Source organism: uncultured Flavobacterium sp. (assembly GCF_963925415.1).
Classification (GTDB): Bacteria; Bacteroidota; Bacteroidia; order Flavobacteriales; family Flavobacteriaceae; genus Flavobacterium.
Genome location: NZ_CAWUTS010000126.1, coordinates 1 through 21,232 on the forward strand (window position 1 = coordinate 1; position 21,232 = coordinate 21,232).

At 30.6% G+C, this 21,232-nt stretch carries 18 protein-coding genes; 14 read left to right on the forward strand and 4 right to left on the reverse strand.

Annotated elements, in window-relative coordinates; translation table 11 throughout:
* The 3 genes from AABM47_RS09975 to AABM47_RS09985 form a co-directional block, all read left to right on the forward strand.
* Window positions 1–2,147 (forward strand): glycoside hydrolase family 92 protein (locus tag AABM47_RS09975; RefSeq protein ID WP_338410777.1); only part of this gene is annotated, 2,147 nt, incomplete at its 5' end.
* A 116-nt stretch (window positions 2,148–2,263) separates the two neighbouring features.
* On the forward strand, window positions 2,264–2,995 hold the full coding sequence (ubiE, locus tag AABM47_RS09980) for a bifunctional demethylmenaquinone methyltransferase/2-methoxy-6-polyprenyl-1,4-benzoquinol methylase UbiE (RefSeq protein ID WP_338410778.1): 732 nt from the start codon (window positions 2,264–2,266) through the stop codon (window positions 2,993–2,995).
* 8 nt (window positions 2,996–3,003) lie between these two features.
* Window positions 3,004–3,693, forward strand: a complete 690-nt coding sequence (locus tag AABM47_RS09985) for a porin family protein (RefSeq protein ID WP_338410779.1) — start codon at window positions 3,004–3,006, stop codon at window positions 3,691–3,693.
* Here the strand turns inward: AABM47_RS09985 and AABM47_RS09990 are convergent.
* The gene (locus AABM47_RS09990) at window positions 3,690–4,421 is read right to left on the reverse strand and encodes an RNA methyltransferase (protein ID WP_338410780.1); all 732 of its coding nucleotides are present in this window, start codon (window positions 4,419–4,421) and stop codon (window positions 3,690–3,692) included. The genes AABM47_RS09985 and AABM47_RS09990 overlap by 4 nt on opposite strands.
* Window positions 4,422–4,457: 36 nt before the next feature.
* Between AABM47_RS09990 and AABM47_RS09995 the strand changes: the two genes are divergently transcribed.
* From AABM47_RS09995 to accD, 3 genes are all read left to right on the forward strand, one after another.
* Window positions 4,458–6,998, forward strand: coding sequence for a BamA/TamA family outer membrane protein (locus AABM47_RS09995; protein WP_338410781.1), 2,541 nt, complete (start codon window positions 4,458–4,460; stop codon window positions 6,996–6,998).
* Between the two features lie 58 nt (window positions 6,999–7,056).
* Window positions 7,057–8,124, forward strand: a complete 1,068-nt coding sequence (gene fbaA / locus AABM47_RS10000) for a class II fructose-bisphosphate aldolase (protein WP_338410782.1) — start codon at window positions 7,057–7,059, stop codon at window positions 8,122–8,124.
* A 71-nt stretch (window positions 8,125–8,195) separates the two neighbouring features.
* Entirely contained in the window at window positions 8,196–9,050 is an 855-nt protein-coding gene (gene accD / locus AABM47_RS10005; RefSeq protein WP_338410783.1) for an acetyl-CoA carboxylase, carboxyltransferase subunit beta, read from the forward strand.
* 288 nt (window positions 9,051–9,338) lie between these two features.
* Here the strand turns inward: accD and AABM47_RS10010 are convergent, their stop codons facing one another.
* Complete coding sequence (locus tag AABM47_RS10010) at window positions 9,339–10,589, reverse strand: ABC transporter permease (RefSeq protein ID WP_338410784.1); 1,251 nt, start codon at window positions 10,587–10,589, stop codon at window positions 9,339–9,341.
* Between the two features lie 131 nt (window positions 10,590–10,720).
* On the opposite strand from AABM47_RS10010, the gene purH reads away from it, so the two are divergent.
* The 6 genes from purH to rodA are packed head-to-tail and all read left to right on the forward strand — an operon-like array spanning window position 10,721 to window position 17,785.
* The gene (purH, locus tag AABM47_RS10015) at window positions 10,721–12,253 is read left to right on the forward strand and encodes a bifunctional phosphoribosylaminoimidazolecarboxamide formyltransferase/IMP cyclohydrolase (protein WP_338410785.1); all 1,533 of its coding nucleotides are present in this window, start codon (window positions 10,721–10,723) and stop codon (window positions 12,251–12,253) included.
* A 58-nt stretch (window positions 12,254–12,311) separates the two neighbouring features.
* Entirely contained in the window at window positions 12,312–13,340 is a 1,029-nt protein-coding gene (locus AABM47_RS10020) for a rod shape-determining protein (protein ID WP_338410786.1), read from the forward strand.
* A gap of 11 nt (window positions 13,341–13,351) precedes the next feature.
* Window positions 13,352–14,173 (forward strand): rod shape-determining protein MreC, encoded by an 822-nt coding sequence (gene mreC / locus AABM47_RS10025; RefSeq protein ID WP_338410787.1) that lies wholly within the window; start codon window positions 13,352–13,354, stop codon window positions 14,171–14,173.
* Window positions 14,166–14,672, forward strand: a complete 507-nt coding sequence (locus tag AABM47_RS10030; protein WP_338410788.1) for a rod shape-determining protein MreD — start codon at window positions 14,166–14,168, stop codon at window positions 14,670–14,672. The genes mreC and AABM47_RS10030 overlap by 8 nt, the downstream gene beginning before the upstream one ends.
* Window positions 14,669–16,525 (forward strand): penicillin-binding protein 2, encoded by a 1,857-nt coding sequence (gene mrdA, locus AABM47_RS10035; RefSeq protein WP_338410789.1) that lies wholly within the window; start codon window positions 14,669–14,671, stop codon window positions 16,523–16,525. The genes AABM47_RS10030 and mrdA overlap by 4 nt, the downstream gene beginning before the upstream one ends.
* Window positions 16,526–16,528: 3 nt before the next feature.
* The gene (rodA, locus tag AABM47_RS10040) at window positions 16,529–17,785 is read left to right on the forward strand and encodes a rod shape-determining protein RodA (protein ID WP_338410790.1); all 1,257 of its coding nucleotides are present in this window, start codon (window positions 16,529–16,531) and stop codon (window positions 17,783–17,785) included.
* A gap of 9 nt (window positions 17,786–17,794) precedes the next feature.
* Here the strand turns inward: rodA and AABM47_RS10045 are convergent, their stop codons facing one another.
* Window positions 17,795–18,544 (reverse strand): DNA/RNA non-specific endonuclease, encoded by a 750-nt coding sequence (locus AABM47_RS10045; protein WP_338410791.1) that lies wholly within the window; start codon window positions 18,542–18,544, stop codon window positions 17,795–17,797.
* 95 nt (window positions 18,545–18,639) lie between these two features.
* On the opposite strand from AABM47_RS10045, the gene AABM47_RS10050 reads away from it, so the two are divergent.
* Entirely contained in the window at window positions 18,640–18,870 is a 231-nt protein-coding gene (locus AABM47_RS10050; protein ID WP_338410792.1) for a hypothetical protein, read from the forward strand.
* A 308-nt stretch (window positions 18,871–19,178) separates the two neighbouring features.
* Window positions 19,179–19,685, forward strand: coding sequence for a GNAT family N-acetyltransferase (locus AABM47_RS10055; RefSeq protein WP_338410793.1), 507 nt, complete (start codon window positions 19,179–19,181; stop codon window positions 19,683–19,685).
* Window positions 19,686–19,746: 61 nt separating this feature from the next.
* Here AABM47_RS10055 and AABM47_RS10060 read toward each other — a convergent pair.
* Window positions 19,747–21,232 (reverse strand): carboxy terminal-processing peptidase (locus AABM47_RS10060; RefSeq protein ID WP_338410794.1); only part of this gene is annotated, 1,486 nt, incomplete at its 5' end.

A 21,232-nucleotide genomic window follows, 5' to 3' on the forward strand; every position in this document is an offset into this window, starting at 1 on the left:
GAATTAAAAATTCAAATGATTTAGATATACAAACATTAGCTTTAAGTTTCTCTAAATCTGTTAAAAAAGGAGAAAAAATCCTTGTAAAAGTGTCACTTTCTCCAACAAGTAATGAAGGGGCAAATTTGAATATGTCTGAAATCAAGCATTGGAATTTTGATAAAGTAAAGAAAGAAACAGAACAACTTTGGAACCAAGAATTATCAAAAATTGAAGTCAGTTCAGAAGACAACGACAAACTAGCCATTTTTTATACCGCCTTATATCACACCATGATACAACCTAATATTGCTCAAGATTTAGACGGAAAATATCGCGGTCGTGATCATGAAATTCACACCGCAGAAGGATTTGATTATTACACGGTTTTTTCGCTTTGGGATACATTTCGAGCAGCACATCCGTTATATACTATAATTGACAAAAAACGAACTTCAGACTACGTAAATACATTTATAAAGCAATATGAGCAAGGAGGCAGATTACCCGTTTGGGAACTGGCCTCCAACGAAACCGATTGTATGATTGGCTATCATTCCGTTTCAGTGATTGCCGATGCTATGGCAAAAGGCATTATAGGTTTTGATTACGCAAAAGCATTTGAAGCCAGTAAAGCTTCAGCAATGCGCGAAGTGTTAGGCCTAGAAGCCTATAAAAGACAGGGTTTTATTTCTATAGATGACGACCACGAAAGTGTTTCTAAAACCTTAGAATATGCTTATGACGACTGGTGTATTGCACAAATGGCAATGATTTTAAACCAACAAAAAGATTATGATTATTTCATGAAGCGTTCTCAAAATTGGAAAAATGTTTTCGATTGGAAAACCGGCTTTATGCGTCCAAAGAAAAACGGAGGTTGGGACAAACCGTTTGATCCAAGAGAAGTGAATAATAATTATACAGAAGGAAATTCGTGGCAATATTCGTTTTTTGTGCCACAAGATATTTCCGGAATGATTGAAGCTTATGGTGGAGCAGAACAATTTGAAGCCAAATTAGACGAAATGTTCAACAGTGAAAGCAAAACTACAGGCAGAGAACAAGTAGATGTTACTGGTTTGATAGGCCAATATGCCCACGGAAACGAACCCAGTCATCACATGGCTTATTTGTATAATTATGTGGGTAAGCCCTCAAAAACAAAAGAAAAAGTAAAATACATTTTAGATAATTTCTACAAAAACACACCAGATGGTTTAATAGGTAACGAAGATTGTGGCCAAATGAGTGCATGGTATGTATTAAGTTCTATGGGGATTTATTCGGTTACTCCTGGTGAAGGTTCTTGGTCAGTAACAAAGCCTTATTTTGAGAATGTGAAAGTGAATTTTGAAAGTAAAAAAGTAGCAGAAATTACTTTAGATAATTATCTAGTTAAATCAGAATATATAGATTTAGAAAAAGTAAAATATAAGCATACTGAAATTTATCCGAGACTTATTCCAGTTCCTGTTATATTAGCTGAAAGTAAGTCGTTTAAGGACAAATTGAAGATTACATTTGATTCCCAGAATAAAGACACCAACTATTTTTACAGTATCAATAGTTCTGAATTTAAAATGTATGATGCTGAGTTAATTATAGACAAGTCGGCCATTATAAAGTTCTATTCTGATAATGGAAATGGAAAAGTTAGCAAAACCGTGTCATCTCAATTTATTAAGAAACCAAACAACTTTACCATAGACATCAAATCAACATACAATCCACAATATCATGCAGGTGGTAACGAAGGTTTAATTGATGGTATTTATGGAAACGAAAATTGGCGAAAAGGCGAATGGCAAGGCTATCAATCTCAAGATTTTGAATGCATTATAGATCTGCAATACCTAAAAGAAATTCACGCTATTGCATCTAACTATTTACAAGATACGCGTGCTTGGATTTTAATGCCCCCAAAAGTAGATTACTACATTTCGAAAGACAACATCACTTATGAAAAAATTGGATCTATTAATAACACAATTGATCCAAAAGAAAATGAAATAGTACTTAAAAGTTTTGAATTAAAATTTGAGGTTAAAAAAGTACGATATGTGAAAATTTTGGCGAAAAATTTTGGCAAATTACCACAATGGCATCAAGGGTTTCCTTTTGATGGTGATGCATTCATATTCATAGATGAAATAGAAATAAAATAGACCACTATGTTTGTCTAAAGATCTAATTTATCGTTCTAAAATATTGAAGTATTATACGTATTTAATTAACCTGAATTTGATTATAAATTGTATTTTTGCAGACCAATACAAACAAGATGGCAGAAAACATAAAGCCCTACAAAGATTCTGAATTAGGCAAAAAAGAGCAAATTGCTCAAATGTTTGATAACATATCTCCTAATTATGACGAATTAAATCGCATAATTTCTTTTGGAATTGATGTAAAATGGCGTAAAAAAGTACTGAAGTTGGTTGCAGATAAAAATCCAAAAACTGTTTTAGATATCGCAACAGGAACTGGAGATTTAGCTATTTTAATGACCCATACTTCTGCCGAAGAAATAATAGGTTTAGATATTTCTGCAGGGATGCTTGAAGTAGGGATTAAAAAAATAGCCGCTAAAAAACTAGATTCAAAAATTCAAATGGTTTTAGGAGACAGCGAAAAAATACCTTATCCTGATAATTATTTTGACGCCATAACAGTTGCTTTTGGGGTTCGAAATTTTGAAACCTTAGAAAAAGGATTGACAGAAATTTTAAGGGTTTTAAAACCAACCGGAATTTTTGTTATTCTTGAAACATCCGTGCCAACAAAGTTTCCTTACAAACAAGGTTATGCAATTCATACCAAATTTATTTTACCCCTAATTGGAAAACTTTTTTCTAAAGACAAAGTAGCTTATACCTATTTATCTGATTCTGCAAACGAATTTCCTTTTGGTGAGGCTTTAAACAATATTTTACGAAAAATTGGGTTTATAGATGTACAGCATCTTCCTCAAACCTTTGGAGTCGCTACAATTTATCACGCAACTAAGAAGTAACACCAAAAATGAAAAGTATATTTATAATCTTTTTTGCAGCATTTACAATTGCTAGCCATGCACAGTTTGGAAAAGACCCTATCATTAATTTAGAAAATTTTCAGAAAAAGCGAATCCATTATGGTTTTTTCTTAGGATTCAATTTTTATGATTTTCAGTTTGGTTATAAATCGGTTGCTAAAGATTTAATTGTAAAAAATACCACAGGTTTTAATGTGGGAATAATAGGGAATTTAAGACTGCATGAAAACATTGATTTACGTTTTGAGCCCGGATTATATTATACCGAACGAGATTTAAACTATCCAGACATAGAAGATCCTGTAGATGCCTTTAGAGAAGTTAAATCTACCTATTTACACTTTCCGTTATTACTTAAGTTTTCTTCTAAAAGGTTTGGTAATGTTAGACCTTATTTGTTAGGCGGATTGTCAAAAAGTTTAAATTTAGGAAGTAATTCTGATTCTCCAAATGACAATGAATCAACTGTTTTTAGAATGACCAAATGGACCAGTAATTATGAATTAGGCTTTGGAGTAGATTTATTTTATGAGTATTTTGTTTTTTCGCCTTCAATACGAGGTGTATTTAGCACTACAAACGAATTAATAAATGACAACGACCCAAACAGTCCTTGGACTTCAAATATTGACGCCATGCGAACAAGAGGTGTTTTTATAAATTTCTCTTTTCATTAATTATTTCGACAAAATTCGCTTAAAACAATTGCCGCAGCCGTTGCAACATTTAAACTTTCGGTTTGTTGTAATGATCCAAAACGGGGAATGGTGATTTTATGTGTAATTAATTGTTGTATATTTTTACTAATTCCATTCGATTCATTACCCAAAACAATAATACTAGGTTGAATTAATTTTTTTGAATAAATAGCTGAGCCTTGTAAAAGAGTGCCGTATATAGGAACTGATACTTCTGACAAGTGTGCTTTTAAATCACAATACACAACATGAACTCGAGCTATTGAGCCCATTGTAGCTTGAATAACTTTTGGATTGTACACATCAACAGTAGCCTCACTACAAATTATATTTTGAACACCAAACCAATCTGCTAATCGTATAATTGTACCCATATTTCCGGGATCACGAATATCATCTAAAGCAATTTGCAGGGTATTAGAGTAGTCTTTTAATTCGGTTTCTGGTATAATAAAAACAGCTAAACATTCATTTGGAGTAACTAAGGAACTGATGCTTTTTAACTCGGTTTCAGAAATGAAATTGATTTTGCTTTTTTCTACATTTAGAAATAATTCATTAATAGTGAATATTTCAACCAGTTCATAATTGGAATTAAGCAATTCTTGGATTACTTTTACACCTTCGGCAAAGAAAAGTTGATACAATTTTCTGTATTTTTTCTGTTGAAGGCTTTTTATTAATTTAATTTGATTTTTACTTATCATTAAAAGAAGTATTTTTGAACCATCATATACGGCAAATTGAAATATAATTCATCAAAAATAACATTATTAATTGTAATAATAGCAATTATCTATTCGTGTTCTCCACTTATGAGAGTGCCTGATGATGAAATGTTATTGACAAAAAACGAGGTAGTAATTGATAATCAAAAAAATACGACTGATAGTATTCACGTTTTATTGTATCAAAAGCCCAATTCTAGTTTTTTAAAAATACCTATTCGCTTGTATTTATATCATTTAGGTAAAAAAAATCCAGATTCTTCCTTTGTATCTTGGCTGAATAAAAAGCCCTATAGAAAAGAAAACTTAACCGCGCTATTGTCTGAAAAACAAGTGGCCCGATTAGGAGAATCTTTCTTAGTAAAAGGGTATAGCAACTTCTTTAAAAAAATTGGAGAAGAACCTGTGATTATTGATGAAAATAAAATTGAAAAATCTAAAAAAAGATTAAATGGCTATTATAAAAAATATGGCTATTTTGACAATCAAATTAGCGCTTCTATAGATTCTGTTGGAAAAAAAAGAGGAAAAATTACCTATACGGTGTTAAAAAAGAATCCTTATATTATTGAAACTATTAATTCAATTATTGAAACTGCTGTGATCGATAGCATGTATCAATCTACAAAAGACAGCTCCTTTTTAAAATTAAATAAGCAATATAATGTTACAGATTTTAATAAGGAACGAAAAAGAATAGCCAATAATTTCAGAAATAATGGTGCTTATTATTTTCAAGAAAACGACATTAATTATAACGTTTATCAAGATACCGTTACAAAAAAACTTGCCGTTGATATAAATATTAACGACAGAAAAATTTCCGTTGATGAAGTTGCCATTTCTATACCACATAAAATATATAAAATTGAAAAAGTCAATATTTATCTAGATAATAATGTTATTAAAGATAAAAGTAAAATAAAAGACAGTATTACATATAATAACTATACCCTATATGGTTCAAAAAAAATCAAATATAAACCTAAAGCTATTACCAATGCCGTTTTTATAAACAAAGGAGATTATTATAGCGATTTGTATCGATTTCAAACTACACGTTCATTGGGCAATCTAAATATTTTTAATTATCCTACAATTGATTTTAAAGAAACCAAAGACAGTACTGCTTTAATTTCAAACATAAATCTGTCCCCAATAAAAAATTATACTTTTAATGCTAGTGCAGATTTTATTCATTCTAATATCCAAGAATTTGGAATTGCTGGTAATTTATCTGTCACTTTTAGAAATGTTTTTAGAGGTGCCGAAATTTTACAATTAAGCACGCGGGGCAATATTGGTTCTTCAAAAGATTTAGCAAATCCTAATGATGTTTTTTTTAACATTTCAGAATATGGTGTTGATGCCAAGCTAACGTTTCCACGTATCTTTTTTATGATTTCTAGTTCAAAATTTATCAAAAAAGAAATGTCTCCATCTACTAATATAACATTAGGATTGTTTAGACAAACCAACATTGGACTTGATAAAGAAAATTTTTCTGGAATAATTGATTACAATTGGACAAGCAAAAAAAATACAAGCTCTAAATTTGAATTATTAAACCTTCAATTTGTAAAAAATTTAAATATAAATAATTATTTTAATGTGTATACATCGTCTTATAATGATTTAAATGAAATAGGGCAGATTTATAATATAGATCCTAATAATATTTTAAACGGAAACCTTACTTCAACTGGAGCCGTAAATTTTATTAACGACGTAATAACTGGAAGCACCACATTAACTTCAAATGAAACTGAATATCAATCAGTAAGGAGTATTGGAGAAAGAAGAGAACGTTTAATTGAAGATTATTTAATTGCAGCATCTAGTTTTACATTTTCAAAAACAAACAAAACAGATGTGTATGACTTTAATTTTTACAATTTAAAAATTAAATTAGAATCTGCTGGCAACATGCTTTCATTACTTGCAAATATTGACAAACAACCCCTTAGTGATAATGGCAATAAAACACAATTTGGTGTAGAATATGCGCAATATATTAAAGGTGATTTTGAATACATAAAACATTGGGATTTAGGCAGAAAAAGAAGTTATGCAATGAGAAGTTTTATAGGTTTAGCAATACCTTATGGTAACTCTAATTCTATTCCTTTCTCAAAAAGTTATTTTTCTGGCGGATCTAATGACAATAGAGCCTGGCAACCTTATTCACTAGGGCCCGGGTCTAGTGGTGGAATTAATGATTTCAATGAAGCCAACTTTAAATTAGCATTTAATGCGGAATATCGTTTTCCGTTTTTTGGGCAATTATATGGCGCTTTTTTTGCAGATGCTGGAAACATTTGGAATGTTTTTGATAATGTACAAGACAAGTCTTATACGTTTAACGGAATTACTTCGCTAAAAGAAATTGCACTTGGAACCGGTATTGGCTTTAGATATGACTTTAGTTTTTTTGTTTTCCGATTAGATTTTGGTTATAAAACATACAATCCTGGTCGTTTAGAAAACCAAAGATGGGGCAAAGACCTCAACTTTAGCAAAACTGTCCTAAATTTTGGTATAAATTACCCATTTTAAATATAAATACTTATTTTTACCAAAATATAAAAATCAAACCCCGTAAAAACAAACTAAAATGGCACACAATATTAAACCTGGCGTAGCAACAGGCGATGAAGTTCAAAATATATTTAATTATGCAAAAGAAAAAGGCTTTGCTTTACCTGCTATAAACGTAGTAAGTTCAAGCACTGTTAATGCGGTTATGGAAACTGCTGCAAAATTAAATGCTCCTGTAATTATTCAATTTTCGAATGGTGGTGCGCAATTTAATGCAGGAAAAGGACTTTCTAATGCAAATGAAAAAGCGGCTATATTAGGTGGTATTGCAGGTGCAAAACATATTCATGCTTTAGCTGAAGCATATGGGGCAACAGTTATTCTTCATACAGACCATTGTGCTAAAAAATTATTACCGTGGATTGATGGTTTATTAGATGCTTCAGAACAACATTTTGCTGAAACAGGAAAACCTCTTTACAGTTCACATATGATTGATTTGTCAGAAGAGCCTATTGAAGAAAATATTGAAATATGTAAAACTTATTTAGCTCGTATGAGTAAAATAGGTATGACATTAGAAATAGAATTAGGAATTACGGGTGGTGAAGAAGATGGTGTAGACAACTCTGACGTTGACAGCTCAAAATTATACACACAACCTGAAGAAGTAGCTTATGCTTACGAAGAATTGTTAAAAGTAAGCCCAAGGTTTACAATTGCAGCAGCTTTTGGAAACGTTCATGGAGTTTACAAACCAGGAAATGTAAAATTAACACCAAAAATATTAAAAAATTCGCAAGAGTTTATTCAAAAAAATTACCAGACAGAAGCAAATCCTATTGATTTTGTTTTTCATGGTGGAAGTGGATCTACAGTTGAAGAAATTAGAGAAGCTATTGGCTATGGTGTAATTAAAATGAATATTGATACTGATTTACAATTTGCTTACACAGAAGGATCAAGAGATTATATGACAAAAAATATTGAGTACTTAAGAACTCAAATTGGAAGTCCAGATGGAGCAGATTCACCTAATAAAAAACATTACGACCCTAGAAAATGGGTTCGCGAAAGTGAGCTAACTTTTATCAAAAGATTAGAACAAGCATTTGCAGATCTTAACAACGTAAACACATTATAAATTTCAAATTAAAAATTATGAGCTGCGTATAAATTCGTAATTTGTAATTCTTAATTCATAATTAAACAATTATGGCTTGGTTTAAAAGAAAAGAAAAAGGAATCACAACTGCTACAGAAGATAAAAGAGATGTGCCAGAAGGTTTGTGGTATAAGTCTCCTACCGGGAAAATTATAGACACAAAAGAATTAGCAAAAAACTTATGGGTAAGTCCTGAAGATGATTTTCATGTAAGAATAGGCAGTAAAGAATATTTTGAAATTCTTTTTGATGAAAACGTATTTATAGAATTAGATGCTAAATTAACATCAAAAGATCCTTTAAAATTTGAAGACACCAAAAAATATAGCGACCGATTAAAAGATGCTATGAAAAAAACAGAATTGAAAGATGCTGTTCGAACAGGTGTTGGAAAATCAAAAGGTAATAATTTGGTAATTTGCTGTATGGATTTTGCCTTTATTGGAGGTTCAATGGGTGCCGTTGTTGGCGAAAAAATTGCACGTGGAATTGACTATTCTATCAAAAATAAGATTCCATTTGTAATGATTTCAAAATCAGGTGGCGCTCGTATGATGGAGGCAGCTTATTCATTAATGCAATTAGCAAAAACCGCTGCAAAATTAGCACAACTTGCAGATGAAAAAATACCTTACATTTCGTTGTGTACAGACCCTACAACAGGTGGAACAACTGCGTCTTATGCTATGTTAGGTGATATTAATATTGGAGAACCTGGAGCTTTAATTGGCTTTGCAGGACCCCGTATTGTAAAAGACACAACAGGTAAAGATTTACCAGATGGCTTTCAAACTTCAGAGTTCTTACTAGAACATGGTTTCTTAGATTTCATTGCTCATAGAAAAGAAATGAAAAATAAAATAAACCTTTACATTGATTTAATTTTAAATCAAGATATTAGATAAATAAAAAAATTCCATTCTTAAGTTAGAATGGAATTTTTTTTTGCTCAATTTCTCGTTTATAACTCGACTAATTTTTTCTGTAATCACAGCCGTTACAACCAAGTACTTTTTTACTAGAATCTGTGTCGAAGCGAAAATTAACACGTATAAACCCATAATAGACCCTTATTCGAGACTCTTAAGAAAGTTGTGAGAGATAAAAAAAGGCGAGCATGTTTTTAACATAATAAACTGCTCCACTTTTAATTACAGGTAGTAAATAGTTTTATAATTAAATTTTCCATTGAATTACATTCCAGTTCGAATCGCTTCTACGGGATCTAATTTTGATGCAGTAATTGCAGGAATAATTCCAGACAGTAAGCCAATAAATGCAGCTAAACCAGTCCCTAAAAACATGTTGTATGCACTTAATACAAATTCAAAATCTAAGGCATTGGATAATATTAATGCAATTATCCAAACTAAAAACATTCCGATTAATCCACCAATTAAAGATAAAATTATAGCTTCAAATAAAAATTGAAACAATATAAATCTGTTCTTAGCTCCTAATGCTTTTTGAATACCTATTAAGTTGGTTCGTTCTTTTACAGAAACAAACATAATATTGGCAATTCCAAAACCACCAACTAGCAAAGAAAATAAACTGATAATCCAACCAATCATATTCATTTGACCTATAATATTGTCAATAAAATCAGTAAAACCAGATAACACATTGATGTAAAAATTATCAATTTCACCTGTTTTAACACCACGCGTGGATCTTATTTTTTGGGTAATTTCTGCCTTAAACTCTTCTAAGTCTATACCTTTTTCAGGTTTAATTAAAATTGCAGGTGTTAAAGATTGATTGTTATCGCCATACTTTTTTCGCAAAAAGTTTACAGGTAAAAAAACAGCTACATCATTACTGTCGCCAAACATACCTTGTCCTTGCTTTTTTAAAACACCAATTACGGTAAATTTTTGACCGTATAATCTAATTTTTTCTCCTAATGGGTTTAAGTCACCAAACAAGCCACTTGCAACTTCATATCCTATAATTATTACTGCATTTCCTGAATTAGACTCCGATTCATTAAACAACCTACCTTTTTCAATTTTAAAAGATTCAATCTCAAAAAACTCATTCGTTGAAGGTTTAACTCGAATAGAGCTAACGGTTTTGTCTTCGTATTTTATATTTTCATTTCGTGTAAACATATTAAACGAAATTTTATCTACACCTTTAACCGAACGCTTTAACATTTCAAATTCTTCATAAGAGACATCTGGAAATTGTTGCCGTTTCCAACGTGGAACATCAGACGGACCAAAAGAAAATCGCATTAAATAAATGGTATTCATATCCATATCACTCAAATCTTCTTTGATTTTTTTGTCCATAGAATCCACAGCTGCCAAAACAGCAATAATCGAAAAAATACCAATGGTAACACCTAACAGCGATAATAAAGTACGCAATTTGTTATTTCGTAATGCATTTAATGCAAAACTCAAACTCTCACTCAGTAATCTAAAATATAAAAGCATAGTATTAAGGAATTGTATATAAGTAGAATTAAACTTGCATTTGTTACATTTAAATCAAAAAAACTCTTGTAATTATACTTGAATATTTTGTCAACAATCCCTACTTTTGCACTTCAAACAATCTACTCCTAATGATGATAACAAAAAAAATAAATTCGGCACTAATTTCTGTCTTTGATAAAACAGGATTAGAACCTATTGTTAAAGCACTTCATGAAAATAATGTAACTATTTATTCAACAGGTGGAACAGAATCTTATATAACCGCATTAGGCATTCCTGTTGTAGCAGTGGAAGATGTAACTTTATACCCTTCAATACTTGGTGGCAGAGTAAAAACACTTCACCCTAAAGTTTTTGGTGGTATATTAAACCGTCAAGACAATGAAAGCGATGTACAGCAAATGAAAGAATTTGATATTCCACAAATTGATTTAGTTATCGTCGATTTATATCCTTTTGAAAAAACGCTTGCAAGTGGCGCTGGTGAAGCTGATATTATTGAAAAAATTGACATCGGTGGAATTTCTTTAATTAGAGCTGCTGCAAAAAACTATAAAGACACTGTTATTGTTGCTTCGGTTGATGATTATACGTCTTTCTTAAATTTTTATTCAGAAAACAATAGCGGTACTACTATTGAAAACAGACGACTCTTAGCTTCAAGAGCATTTAATGTTTCGTCTCACTATGATACCGCAATTTTTAATTATTTTAACAAAAGCTATAACGAACCTGTTTTAAAAATTAGTGAAACAAATGGAAATGTACTTCGCTATGGTGAAAACCCACATCAAAAAGGATTGTTTTTTGGAAATTTTGAGGAAATATTTTCAAAAATTCATGGAAAAGAATTGTCTTATAATAATTTATTAGACGTAGACGCAGCTGTAAACTTAATGAATGAATTTAAAAATGACGAACCTACCTTTGCAATTTTAAAACACAATAACGCTTGCGGAATTGCTTCAAGAAGCACAATGAAAGAGGCATATCTTGATGCTCTTGCTGGAGACCCTACATCTGCTTTTGGTGGCGTATTAATAGCTAACGGTAAGATTGATAATGAAACCGCTAAAGAAATTAATAAATTATTTTGTGAAGTAGTAATAGCTCCAGATTATGATAATGAAGCGTTAGAAACATTAGAAGAAAAGAAAAACAGAATAATTTTAGTTCAAAAAGAAGTTGAATTACCAAACACAACCGTACGAACTTGTTTAAACGGGGTTCTTGTTCAAGACAAGGATATTATTACAGATTCTAGAGAACATTTAAAAACGGCTACGTTAACAGAACCTACTACCGACGAAATAGAAGATTTACTTTTTGCTTCAAAAATTTGCAAACACACAAAATCCAACACAATAGTATTTGCGAAAAACAAACAATTATGTGCGTCAGGAACAGGACAAACATCTCGAGTAGATGCTTTAACACATGCTATTGAAAAAGCAATTTCATTTGAATTTGACCTAACCGGAGCCGTAATGGCTAGTGATGCATTCTTTCCTTTTCCAGATTGTGTAGAGTTAGCAAATAAAGCAGGAATTACAGCTGTAATTCAGCCTGGTGGATCAATTAAGGATGAATTGAGCATTAAATATTGTAATGAAAATAATGTTTCTATGGTATTTACTGGAATACGTCATTTTAAACATTAATTTTATTACTTTTGTTAGATAAAAATTGTTTAATTAGTAACTAATACCATTTTTAAATATGGGTTTTTTTGATTTCATGACTGAGGACATAGCAATTGACCTTGGTACCGCAAACACATTGATTATTCATAATGACAAAGTTGTTATTGATAGTCCCTCTATTGTAGCTCGTGATCGTATATCAGGACGAATAATTGCTGTTGGAAAAGAGGCAAATATGATGCAAGGAAAAACACATGAAAACATTAAAACAATTCGACCATTAAAAGATGGAGTTATCGCAGATTTTGATGCATCAGAGAAAATGATAAGCATGTTTATCAAAAGTATACCAGCATTAAAAAACAAAATGTTTACACCTGCTTTAAGAATGGTTGTTTGCATACCATCTGGAATTACTGAAGTAGAAATGAGGGCCGTTAAAGAATCTTGTGAAAGAGTAAATGGAAAAGAAGTATATCTTATACATGAACCTATGGCTGCTGCTATTGGTATTGGTGTTGACATTATGCAACCAAAAGGAAACATGATCGTTGATATAGGTGGTGGAACTACAGAAATTGCCGTAATAGCTCTTGGTGGAATTGTTTGTGACAAATCGGTTAAAATAGCTGGAGACGTTTTTACTAATGACATTATTTATTATATGAGAACCCAACATAATTTATTTGTTGGAGAAGCTACTGCCGAAAAAATAAAAATTCAAGTGGGTGCAGCAATAGAAGAATTAGAAAATCCGCCAGAAGACATGTCTGTACAAGGTAGAGATTTGCTTACTGGAAAACCTAAACAAGTAGAGGTTTCTTATAGAGAGATTGCAAAAGCACTAGACAAATCTATTCAACGTGTAGAAGATGCAGTAATGGAAACATTATCACAAACACCTCCTGAATTAGCTGCCGACATATATAATACGGGTATCTATTTAGCTGGTGGTGGATCCATGCTTAGAGGCTTAGACAAAAGAATATCTTTAAAAACAGATTTACCCGTGTATATAGCTGAAGACCCTTTAAGAGCAGTTGTAAGAGGAACTGGAATGGCTCTAAAAAACTTAAATAAATACAAAGGAATACTTATCAAATAAAAAATAATTAAATGCAACAAATAATAAATATCATTATTAAAAACAGCTATAAATTGCTGTTTTTGTTGCTTTTAGGTATATCAATATATTTTACAATACAAAACAACTCGTACCATAAAAGCAGAACTATAAGTTCCGCAAATTTTTTTTCAGGTTATGTATATGAAAGAATTGAAAACGCTAATAAATATTTTAATTTAGTCGAAGAAAATTATAATCTTTTTGAAGAAAACAGTCAGTTAAAAAAAATTCTTTTCAATAAAAAAGACACACTATTATCAACTTCTATTGAGCTACCTTTAGAAATGCTTCAATACAAAATTATAAAGGCTAGGGTGACCAAAAATTCGTTTAATGTATATGATAATTATTTAACATTAGATGCAGGAAAAAAAGAAGGAATTAACGAAGACATGGGCGTTATAAACAGCAAAGGTGTTGTAGGAATAGTTGATAAAACTTCAACTAACTATGCCACTATTTTAAGTATTTTAAACTCCAAGTCAAAATTAAATGCTAAAATAAAAAACAGTAACTACTATGGCACAATAACATGGGATGCAAAAAATGCTGGATATGTTCAATTTGTTGATGTGCCCCGTTTAGCAAGTCTTAAAAGAGGGGATACTATAGTTACTGGTGGACAGTCTGTTATTTTTCCAGAAAACATACCTATAGGCAGAATAGACAAAGCATATGTAGACAAAAACACAAACTATTATACCATAAAAGTACGTTTGTTTAATGACATGACAAATATTGGTTTTGTTTACGTTATTGATAATACAAAAAAAACAGAATTAATAGAATTACAAAAATCATACAATGAATAGTAATTTTCTTATAAACCTGTTGCGATTTGTAATTCTTATATCTTTTCAGGTTTTAGTATTTAACAACATCAAGTTATTTGGCTACATTGACCCATTTCCTTATGTGCTTTTTATTATACTTTACCCCGCAAACAGTAACAAATCAATATTGTTACTTAGCAGTTTTTTTTTAGGAATCACATTAGACTTGTTTAGCGACACTGGAGGTATTCATGCAACGGCATGCTTAATTTTAGCATTCATAAGGCCTTATATTTTTAAATTTGCTTTTGGTTTAAGCTATGAATATCAAACTATTAAAATTTCTGAAAAAGTTTCTTCAGAACGAATTGTATTCGTTTTTATAGCCGTTTTTATTCATCATTTTATTATATATACGCTTGAATTGTTTCGTTTTGGTTTATCAATTGATATATTGGTAAGACCACTTCTAAATGCTGTTTTTACATCTATAATTTGTATTTTGTCTTTATACTTGATTAAACCCAGTAGACAATGAGAAAAATTTTACTTCCATTAATTATTATTGTTTCATCAATCCTAATATTGGTCAAGCTTTTTTATTTACAAATTATTGATGAAACATTAAAAATAAAATCAGACAATAATGCCATTAAAATTGAATTTACTTTTCCAGAAAGAGGTTATGTATATGATAGAAATGGTAAGCTATTACTAGCAAATCAACCTTCTTATGACATAATGGTTGTTCCTAGAGAAATTAAAAATTTAGACACCTTACAATTATGTGAATTATTAAAAGTTGACCTCGATTATTTCAATACTAAAGTAAAAAGAGCCATCGTTTATAGCCCTCGATTACCCTCTGTTTTTTTGTCCGAATTAACAAAGTTAGAATTTGCTGCTTTTCAAGAAAAAATTAGAAAGTTTAAAGGTTTTTATATTCAAAAACGTTTTTTAAGAGATTATCAAACCAAAAATGGAGCCAACATATTTGGATATATCTCTCAAGTTAATGACGCTATTATTGCCAACAATTCATATTATAAAAGTGGTGATTTAATTGGCAAACAGGGCATTGAGCAAGAATATGAAAAAGAACTTAGAGGTGTAAAAGGTGTAAAATATTTTCAAAAAAACCGTTTTAATAAAATTATTGGATCATATAAAAATGAAAAATATGATACTATTGCAGTTCAAGGAAAAGACTTAACCTTAACCATTGATGGTGATTTACAAAAATATGGCGAAGAATTAATGATTAATAAACGAGGCGGAATTGTAGCTATTGAACCTAAAACAGGAGAAATATTAGCACTAGTTTCTGCACCAAGCTACGATCCTGCATTATTGGTAGGTAAAAATCGTTCAAAAAATTATACCATGCTATATTACGACTCGATAGCTAAACCTTTGTATGACAGAAGCTTACTGGCAGAATACCCGCCAGGCTCACCTTTTAAAATACTAACAGGGTTAATAGGTTTACAAGAAGAAGTTATAGATGAAGAAACAAGCTTTGTGTGCCATCACGGTTTTTATTATGGAAAGGGTGCTTTTATGAAATGCCATTGTTCGGGAATGTCTATACTTCATAATGGAATTTATAATTCTTGTAATACATATTTTGCAAACGTATTTAAAAAAACAATTGATAAATATTCAAAACCATCATTTAGTGTTGACAAATGGAACAAACACTTACAAAGTTTTGGTTTAGGAAATTATTTAGGGACAGATTTGCCAATTGGAAAAGCCGGTAGGATTCCAAATTCTGGATTATATGAAAAATTTTACCCAAATGGTGGATGGAGAAGTAATACCATTATTTCAAATGCAATTGGACAAGGAGAAATTGATGTAACGCCTATTCAATTAGCAAACATGATGGCAGCTGTAGCAAATGAAGGATATTATTACACACCACATATCGTTAAAAAAATAAAAAATTTTTCTATCGACAAAAAATTTACTACTAAGCATCAAACTAGCATTGACAAGTCATATTTTAAACCCGTTATCGAGGGCTTGTATGATGTTTATAATATAGGAACGGCAAAATCTTTAAAAGTAAAAGATCTTGAAATTTGTGGTAAGACGGGTACTGCCGAAAACTTTGCTAAAATTGATGGCAAAAGAACCCAATTAACAGATCATTCAATTTTTGTAGCCTTTGCGCCAAAAGACAATCCCAAAATAGCCATCGCAGTTTTGGTTGAAAACGGATATTGGGGAAATAGATGGGCAGGTGCAATTGCAACCTTAATGATTGAAAAATATTTAAAAGGTGAAGTTTCCAGAAAAGATTTAGAAATAAAAATGTTAACCGGTAGTTTACAATCTGAATACGACAAAATAACTAGCGGCAAACCTTTTACTATTAATCACTAATACATGAAAAACCAAAGTGTACTAGCAAACATCGACTGGGTTATTGTCATAATCTATATAATCTTAGTGGTTATTGGATGGGCAAATATTTATTCTGCATCATTACCAGCTGAAGAAACATTTATTTTAGATACTACTCAAAAATATGGTAAACAACTTATGTTTATAATTTTTAGTATACCCATAATACTAATTTTACTAAATTTAAATGCCAAAATTTATGAGAAATTTTCTGTACTATTTTACTTTGTTGGCATTGTATTGTTGCTTGGTTTATTTGTTTTTGGAACTACTATTAAAGGTCAAACTAATTGGTATAAGATAGCTGGATTTGGTTTTCAACCTTCAGAGGTTGTTAAAATATCTTGTTCATTGCTCTTAGCTAAATTTTTAAGCTATCCACAAAATAACTTAAATAAACCTAAAATTCAATATATAGCTTTAGCAATAATAATGTTTCCTGTAGCATTAATTATGCTTCAACCAGACGCAGGTAGTGCTATGATATTTTTAGCTTTAATTTTTGTTCTAAACAGGTATGGGCTACCTTCATGGTATATATGGACAGGTGTTATTTGTATTTTTATTTTTGTTTTAGCCCTTTTTGTTAAGCCTGTTTTTATTGTTAGTTTAATCCTAATTTTTACGATAATCCATTTTATAATTAATACTAAAATTTCTAGAAACCCAATAGTATATATCTTAACTTTTTTATTAATGGCTGGCTATACACTATCGGTTGATTATGTATATGAAAACGTGTTAGAGTCACATCAAAAAGACAGGATAGACGTTATGTTTAAAGACAATGTTGATATGAAAAATGAAGGGTATAATTTAAATCAATCTATGATTGCAATTGGATCTGGAGGTTTTTCTGGCAAAGGATATTTACAAGGCACTCAAACAAAAGGAAACTTTGTACCTGAACAACATACAGATTATATTTTTACAACTGTAGGTGAAGAATGGGGCTTTTTAGGCAGCTCTATAATAATAGGTTTGTTTGTAGTCTTGATATTAAGAATTATTATTAGAGCCGAAAAACAAAAGTCTAAATTCAGCAAAATTTATGGCTATTGTGTGGCAACTATATTATTTACTCACTTTTTTATAAACATAAGTATGCTTATAAATTTATTTCCAACTATTGGAATACCCCTGCCTTTCTTTTCTTATGGAGGATCGAGTCTATGGTCGTTTACTTCCCTACTTTTTATTTTTATAAAATTAGATGCTAATAAAGTAAATGAATGGTAATAAAATAAATTAAAAACTCCAGTTTTTATAGCCTTTATTTCCTTCTAAGCTATTTTCTAAATCATCTGGCAAAGCCTTAAAAAAATCAATTCCTGTCATCTTTTCTATCTCATCTACAGATACCACAAAACTATATAATGAAGCATTTGAAGCCTCATGAGGAACTAAAAAAGCTATCATGTTTAACTTATCTTTAGTTAAAATAATTTTATAAAAATAAGTAGGCACGGCTACATTTTCTTTCCCAATTGTTTTTAAACCCTTTTTTAGAACACCCCCTGTAATAACGTAAAGACCACCATAACGAGTTGCCCAATACCTGGTTTTTTGTTCTAATCGGTTCCATATTCCAGCATTAAAATCTGATATTTGTGGTGAAATGTTTGACGTTAAAAATGTTTGCTTATACATATTATAGCTGCTTTTTCGATCTGCGGCTGGGCATAGATGCCCTTTATTATAACCCGAATTTTTATAATTTTTCCAATCTGCTGATTTTGATTTCACAGAGTTATCTTGATTAAAATAGGGTCTTTGATAATGAGCGTTATTCATATCTGATGACGTCAATTCATATGCCACCCATTCAGATTGTTCATAAATTTCTTTGTACGAAAAAGAATATGAATCATTTGTGTAAACATCATTTGAAGTTGAAGACGGTAAATAATCAAATAACGTATGGTCTACACTTGTTTTCTCGAAAGAATAAATATCGTTTTGGTTAGACGCTTTGTCCTTGCACGATAAAAAATGCATTACAACGTAAAAAATTAATATTTTAAAATACCTCATCGTGGTTAAATAGTTTAGTGTCTTATATTATTAATTTTATAAAATTAAATCAAACAATTATGAAAACCAAATTAATACTTTTTCTATACATTTGTTCATTCAATTATGTATTTAGCCAAAAATCTGATGCAATTTTTACAGCAAAAATAGACAGCTTAAAAACAACTGAAGTGCTTTTGAAACAAGAACTAAATACGAAAGAGAAAAACACACGAGAGCAAATAAAAACTGAAAAAGAAAAAATTGAAACTCAAATCGGGGTACTTCAAAAAATAGAAAACGAAAAATAAAAAATAACAAAACAAGAAACAAAAATTATTGCCTTAAAATTAGATCTCGATAAAAATAAAAAAATATTAAACAATTTATTAAACTAATTGTATTTTAAAATACTAATAAATTCGATATTGATTTTTATTCTTGAGGAGATTTTTTATATATTTGAAATACATAAAATAAAACTTATCCCTTTGGTTAAACTTACTTAAATCTCCAAATTATAACCATATACAAAGTTAAAGCAAACTAAAGGGAAATTATGAAACAGCAATCAAACATACTTTTTTTATAATTTTAACGTGTTTCTTACAAAAAAATCATGCTAATAAAAAACAGCACTCCTGAAGATTTAGACACTATATTTAAGCTATACAAAACTGCTGTCGATTTTCAAAAAACAAAAGATGAAACACAATGGCCTCTGTTTGACAGAACATTAATTGAGCAAGAAATTGCCGAAAATAGACAATGGAAAATTAGCATCAATGATGTAATTGTATGTGTATGGGCAACCACATTTTCTGATGCTCAAATATGGGAAGAACGCAATAATGACACAGCTGTTTATTTGCACAGAATTGCAACAAATGCTGACTATCGCGGTCACAATTTTGTTCGTATAGTTGCAAAATGGGCTAAATCATATGCTAATGAAAACAACAAAAAATACATACGTTTAGATACCGTTGGTAATAATGAAGGTTTAATTAAACATTATAAAACATGTGGCTTTGATTTTTTAGGCCTTTTACAACTTAAAAATACTATAGGCCTACCTGCGCATTACGAAAATGCCACGGTAAGTTTATTTCAAATTAGTTTATAAAAAAAGTCAAAAAAAATCCCATTTTATCAAATGGGATTTTATATAAAAAGGCAGTATTAAATTATTTATTTTTATTTAATGATACGAAGTTAGATAATCTAACAAATTTAGAAATGTCGTCAATAACATTCAAAGATTCGTCAACATAAGCATCTTTACTCAACTCTTCGTGCCAACGTTCTCTTTTTTCTTTTAAAAGAGTGTCTTTTTTAAACGCCAATAATTCATAAGGCAGTGAAGTAAATTCTAAGTTGTTTTTATATTCTTTAAGCCCTTCATAGGTTTTATTTACAGCCTCTAAAGCGGCTAATTCTTTTTTGTATAGTGTATAATTTAGACTTATATCTTTATCGTCTTTTCGTTCAAAATTCCATTTGGCATAAGAATCAATTAAACTAAACTGCTTGCTGGATTTAATTCTTAATTTGCTGTAAGCAATAACATTGTCAAAATTTGCACCTGTTGTATTGTACTCTGCTGGTGTAATTTTATCCCATGGCAAAGCTTCGGGTTCATCTCTTTCGCCAGTTTCTATATAGGCAAAATAATCGGGCAAAACAATGTCAGACGCAACCCCTTCTCTTTGAGTTGAACCTCCATTTATTCTATAAAATTTCTGAATCGTTGTTTTTAAAGAGCCTAAATCTCCTAAATCATTGCCACGAACCATATCGTTTAGATCAATAACATTTTGAACCGTTCCTTTTCCATAAGTTTGCTTACTACCAATAACTATTCCGCGTTTATAATCTTGAATGGCCGCCGCAAATATTTCAGAAGCCGAGGCTGAATAACCATTAACCATAACCACTAAAGGACCATCCCATTGTACATTTGAATCTTTATCTTTTAATATATTGGGTTCTGATTTAGCATATTTAACCTGAACTATAGGGCCTTTGTCAATAAACAAACCAACCATGTCTACAACTGTTTGAAGAGAACCTCCTCCATTGTCTCTTAAATCCATAATGATACCCTCTACATTTTGCTTTTTTAAAAGCTCAATTTCTTTAGCAACATCTTTAAAAGCATCTCTATTATCTTTGTTGTCAAAAGAAATATAAAATTTAGGTAAATAAATAATTCCAAATAATTTTTCGCCCTTTATAACTGTCGTTGATTTTGCAAACGTTTCTTCAGTTTCAACAATATCTCTTATAATTGAAATTACTTTAATTGTTCCGTCAACACGCTTTACAGTTAATCGAACTTCGGTTCCTTTTGGACCTTTTATTTTTTTAACCACATCGTTAATTCGCATCCCCGTAATATCTATAGGTGCCTTTTCTGCTTGAGCTACTTTAATAATAAGATCGCCTTGGGCAAGTTCTTTTCCTTTCCAAGCAGGGCCACCCGAAATTAATTCAGACACTTCTACTCCAACATTTTTCTTTTGCAAACGAGCTCCAATTCCTTCAAATGTTCCACTCATACTTACATCAAAACGTTCTTTGTTTTCGGGTGAAAAATAAAATGTATGTGGGTCAAAACGTTCTACTATTGAATTTAAAAAAACGCCAAACCAATCGTCTCTATTAAAATCT

What these genes read in the sequence shown, in the direction of transcription:
- ubiE (WP_338410778.1), top strand. Translation starts at nt 2,264, where the DNA reads ATGGCAGAAAACATAAAGCCCTACAAAGATTCTGAATTAGGCAAAAAA.
- AABM47_RS09985 (WP_338410779.1), top strand. Translation starts at nt 3,004, where the DNA reads ATGAAAAGTATATTTATAATCTTTTTTGCAGCATTTACAATTGCTAGC.
- AABM47_RS09990 (WP_338410780.1), bottom strand. Translation starts at nt 4,421, where the DNA reads ATGATAAGTAAAAATCAAATTAAATTAATAAAAAGCCTTCAACAGAAA.
- fbaA (WP_338410782.1), top strand. Translation starts at nt 7,057, where the DNA reads ATGGCACACAATATTAAACCTGGCGTAGCAACAGGCGATGAAGTTCAA.
- accD (WP_338410783.1), top strand. Translation starts at nt 8,196, where the DNA reads ATGGCTTGGTTTAAAAGAAAAGAAAAAGGAATCACAACTGCTACAGAA.
- AABM47_RS10010 (WP_338410784.1), bottom strand. Translation starts at nt 10,589, where the DNA reads ATGCTTTTATATTTTAGATTACTGAGTGAGAGTTTGAGTTTTGCATTA.
- purH (WP_338410785.1), top strand. Translation starts at nt 10,721, where the DNA reads ATGATGATAACAAAAAAAATAAATTCGGCACTAATTTCTGTCTTTGAT.
- AABM47_RS10020 (WP_338410786.1), top strand. Translation starts at nt 12,312, where the DNA reads ATGGGTTTTTTTGATTTCATGACTGAGGACATAGCAATTGACCTTGGT.
- mreC (WP_338410787.1), top strand. Translation starts at nt 13,352, where the DNA reads ATGCAACAAATAATAAATATCATTATTAAAAACAGCTATAAATTGCTG.
- AABM47_RS10030 (WP_338410788.1), top strand. Translation starts at nt 14,166, where the DNA reads ATGAATAGTAATTTTCTTATAAACCTGTTGCGATTTGTAATTCTTATA.
- mrdA (WP_338410789.1), top strand. Translation starts at nt 14,669, where the DNA reads ATGAGAAAAATTTTACTTCCATTAATTATTATTGTTTCATCAATCCTA.
- rodA (WP_338410790.1), top strand. Translation starts at nt 16,529, where the DNA reads ATGAAAAACCAAAGTGTACTAGCAAACATCGACTGGGTTATTGTCATA.
- AABM47_RS10045 (WP_338410791.1), bottom strand. Translation starts at nt 18,544, where the DNA reads ATGCATTTTTTATCGTGCAAGGACAAAGCGTCTAACCAAAACGATATT.
- AABM47_RS10050 (WP_338410792.1), top strand. Translation starts at nt 18,640, where the DNA reads ATGAAAACCAAATTAATACTTTTTCTATACATTTGTTCATTCAATTAT.
- AABM47_RS10055 (WP_338410793.1), top strand. Translation starts at nt 19,179, where the DNA reads ATGCTAATAAAAAACAGCACTCCTGAAGATTTAGACACTATATTTAAG.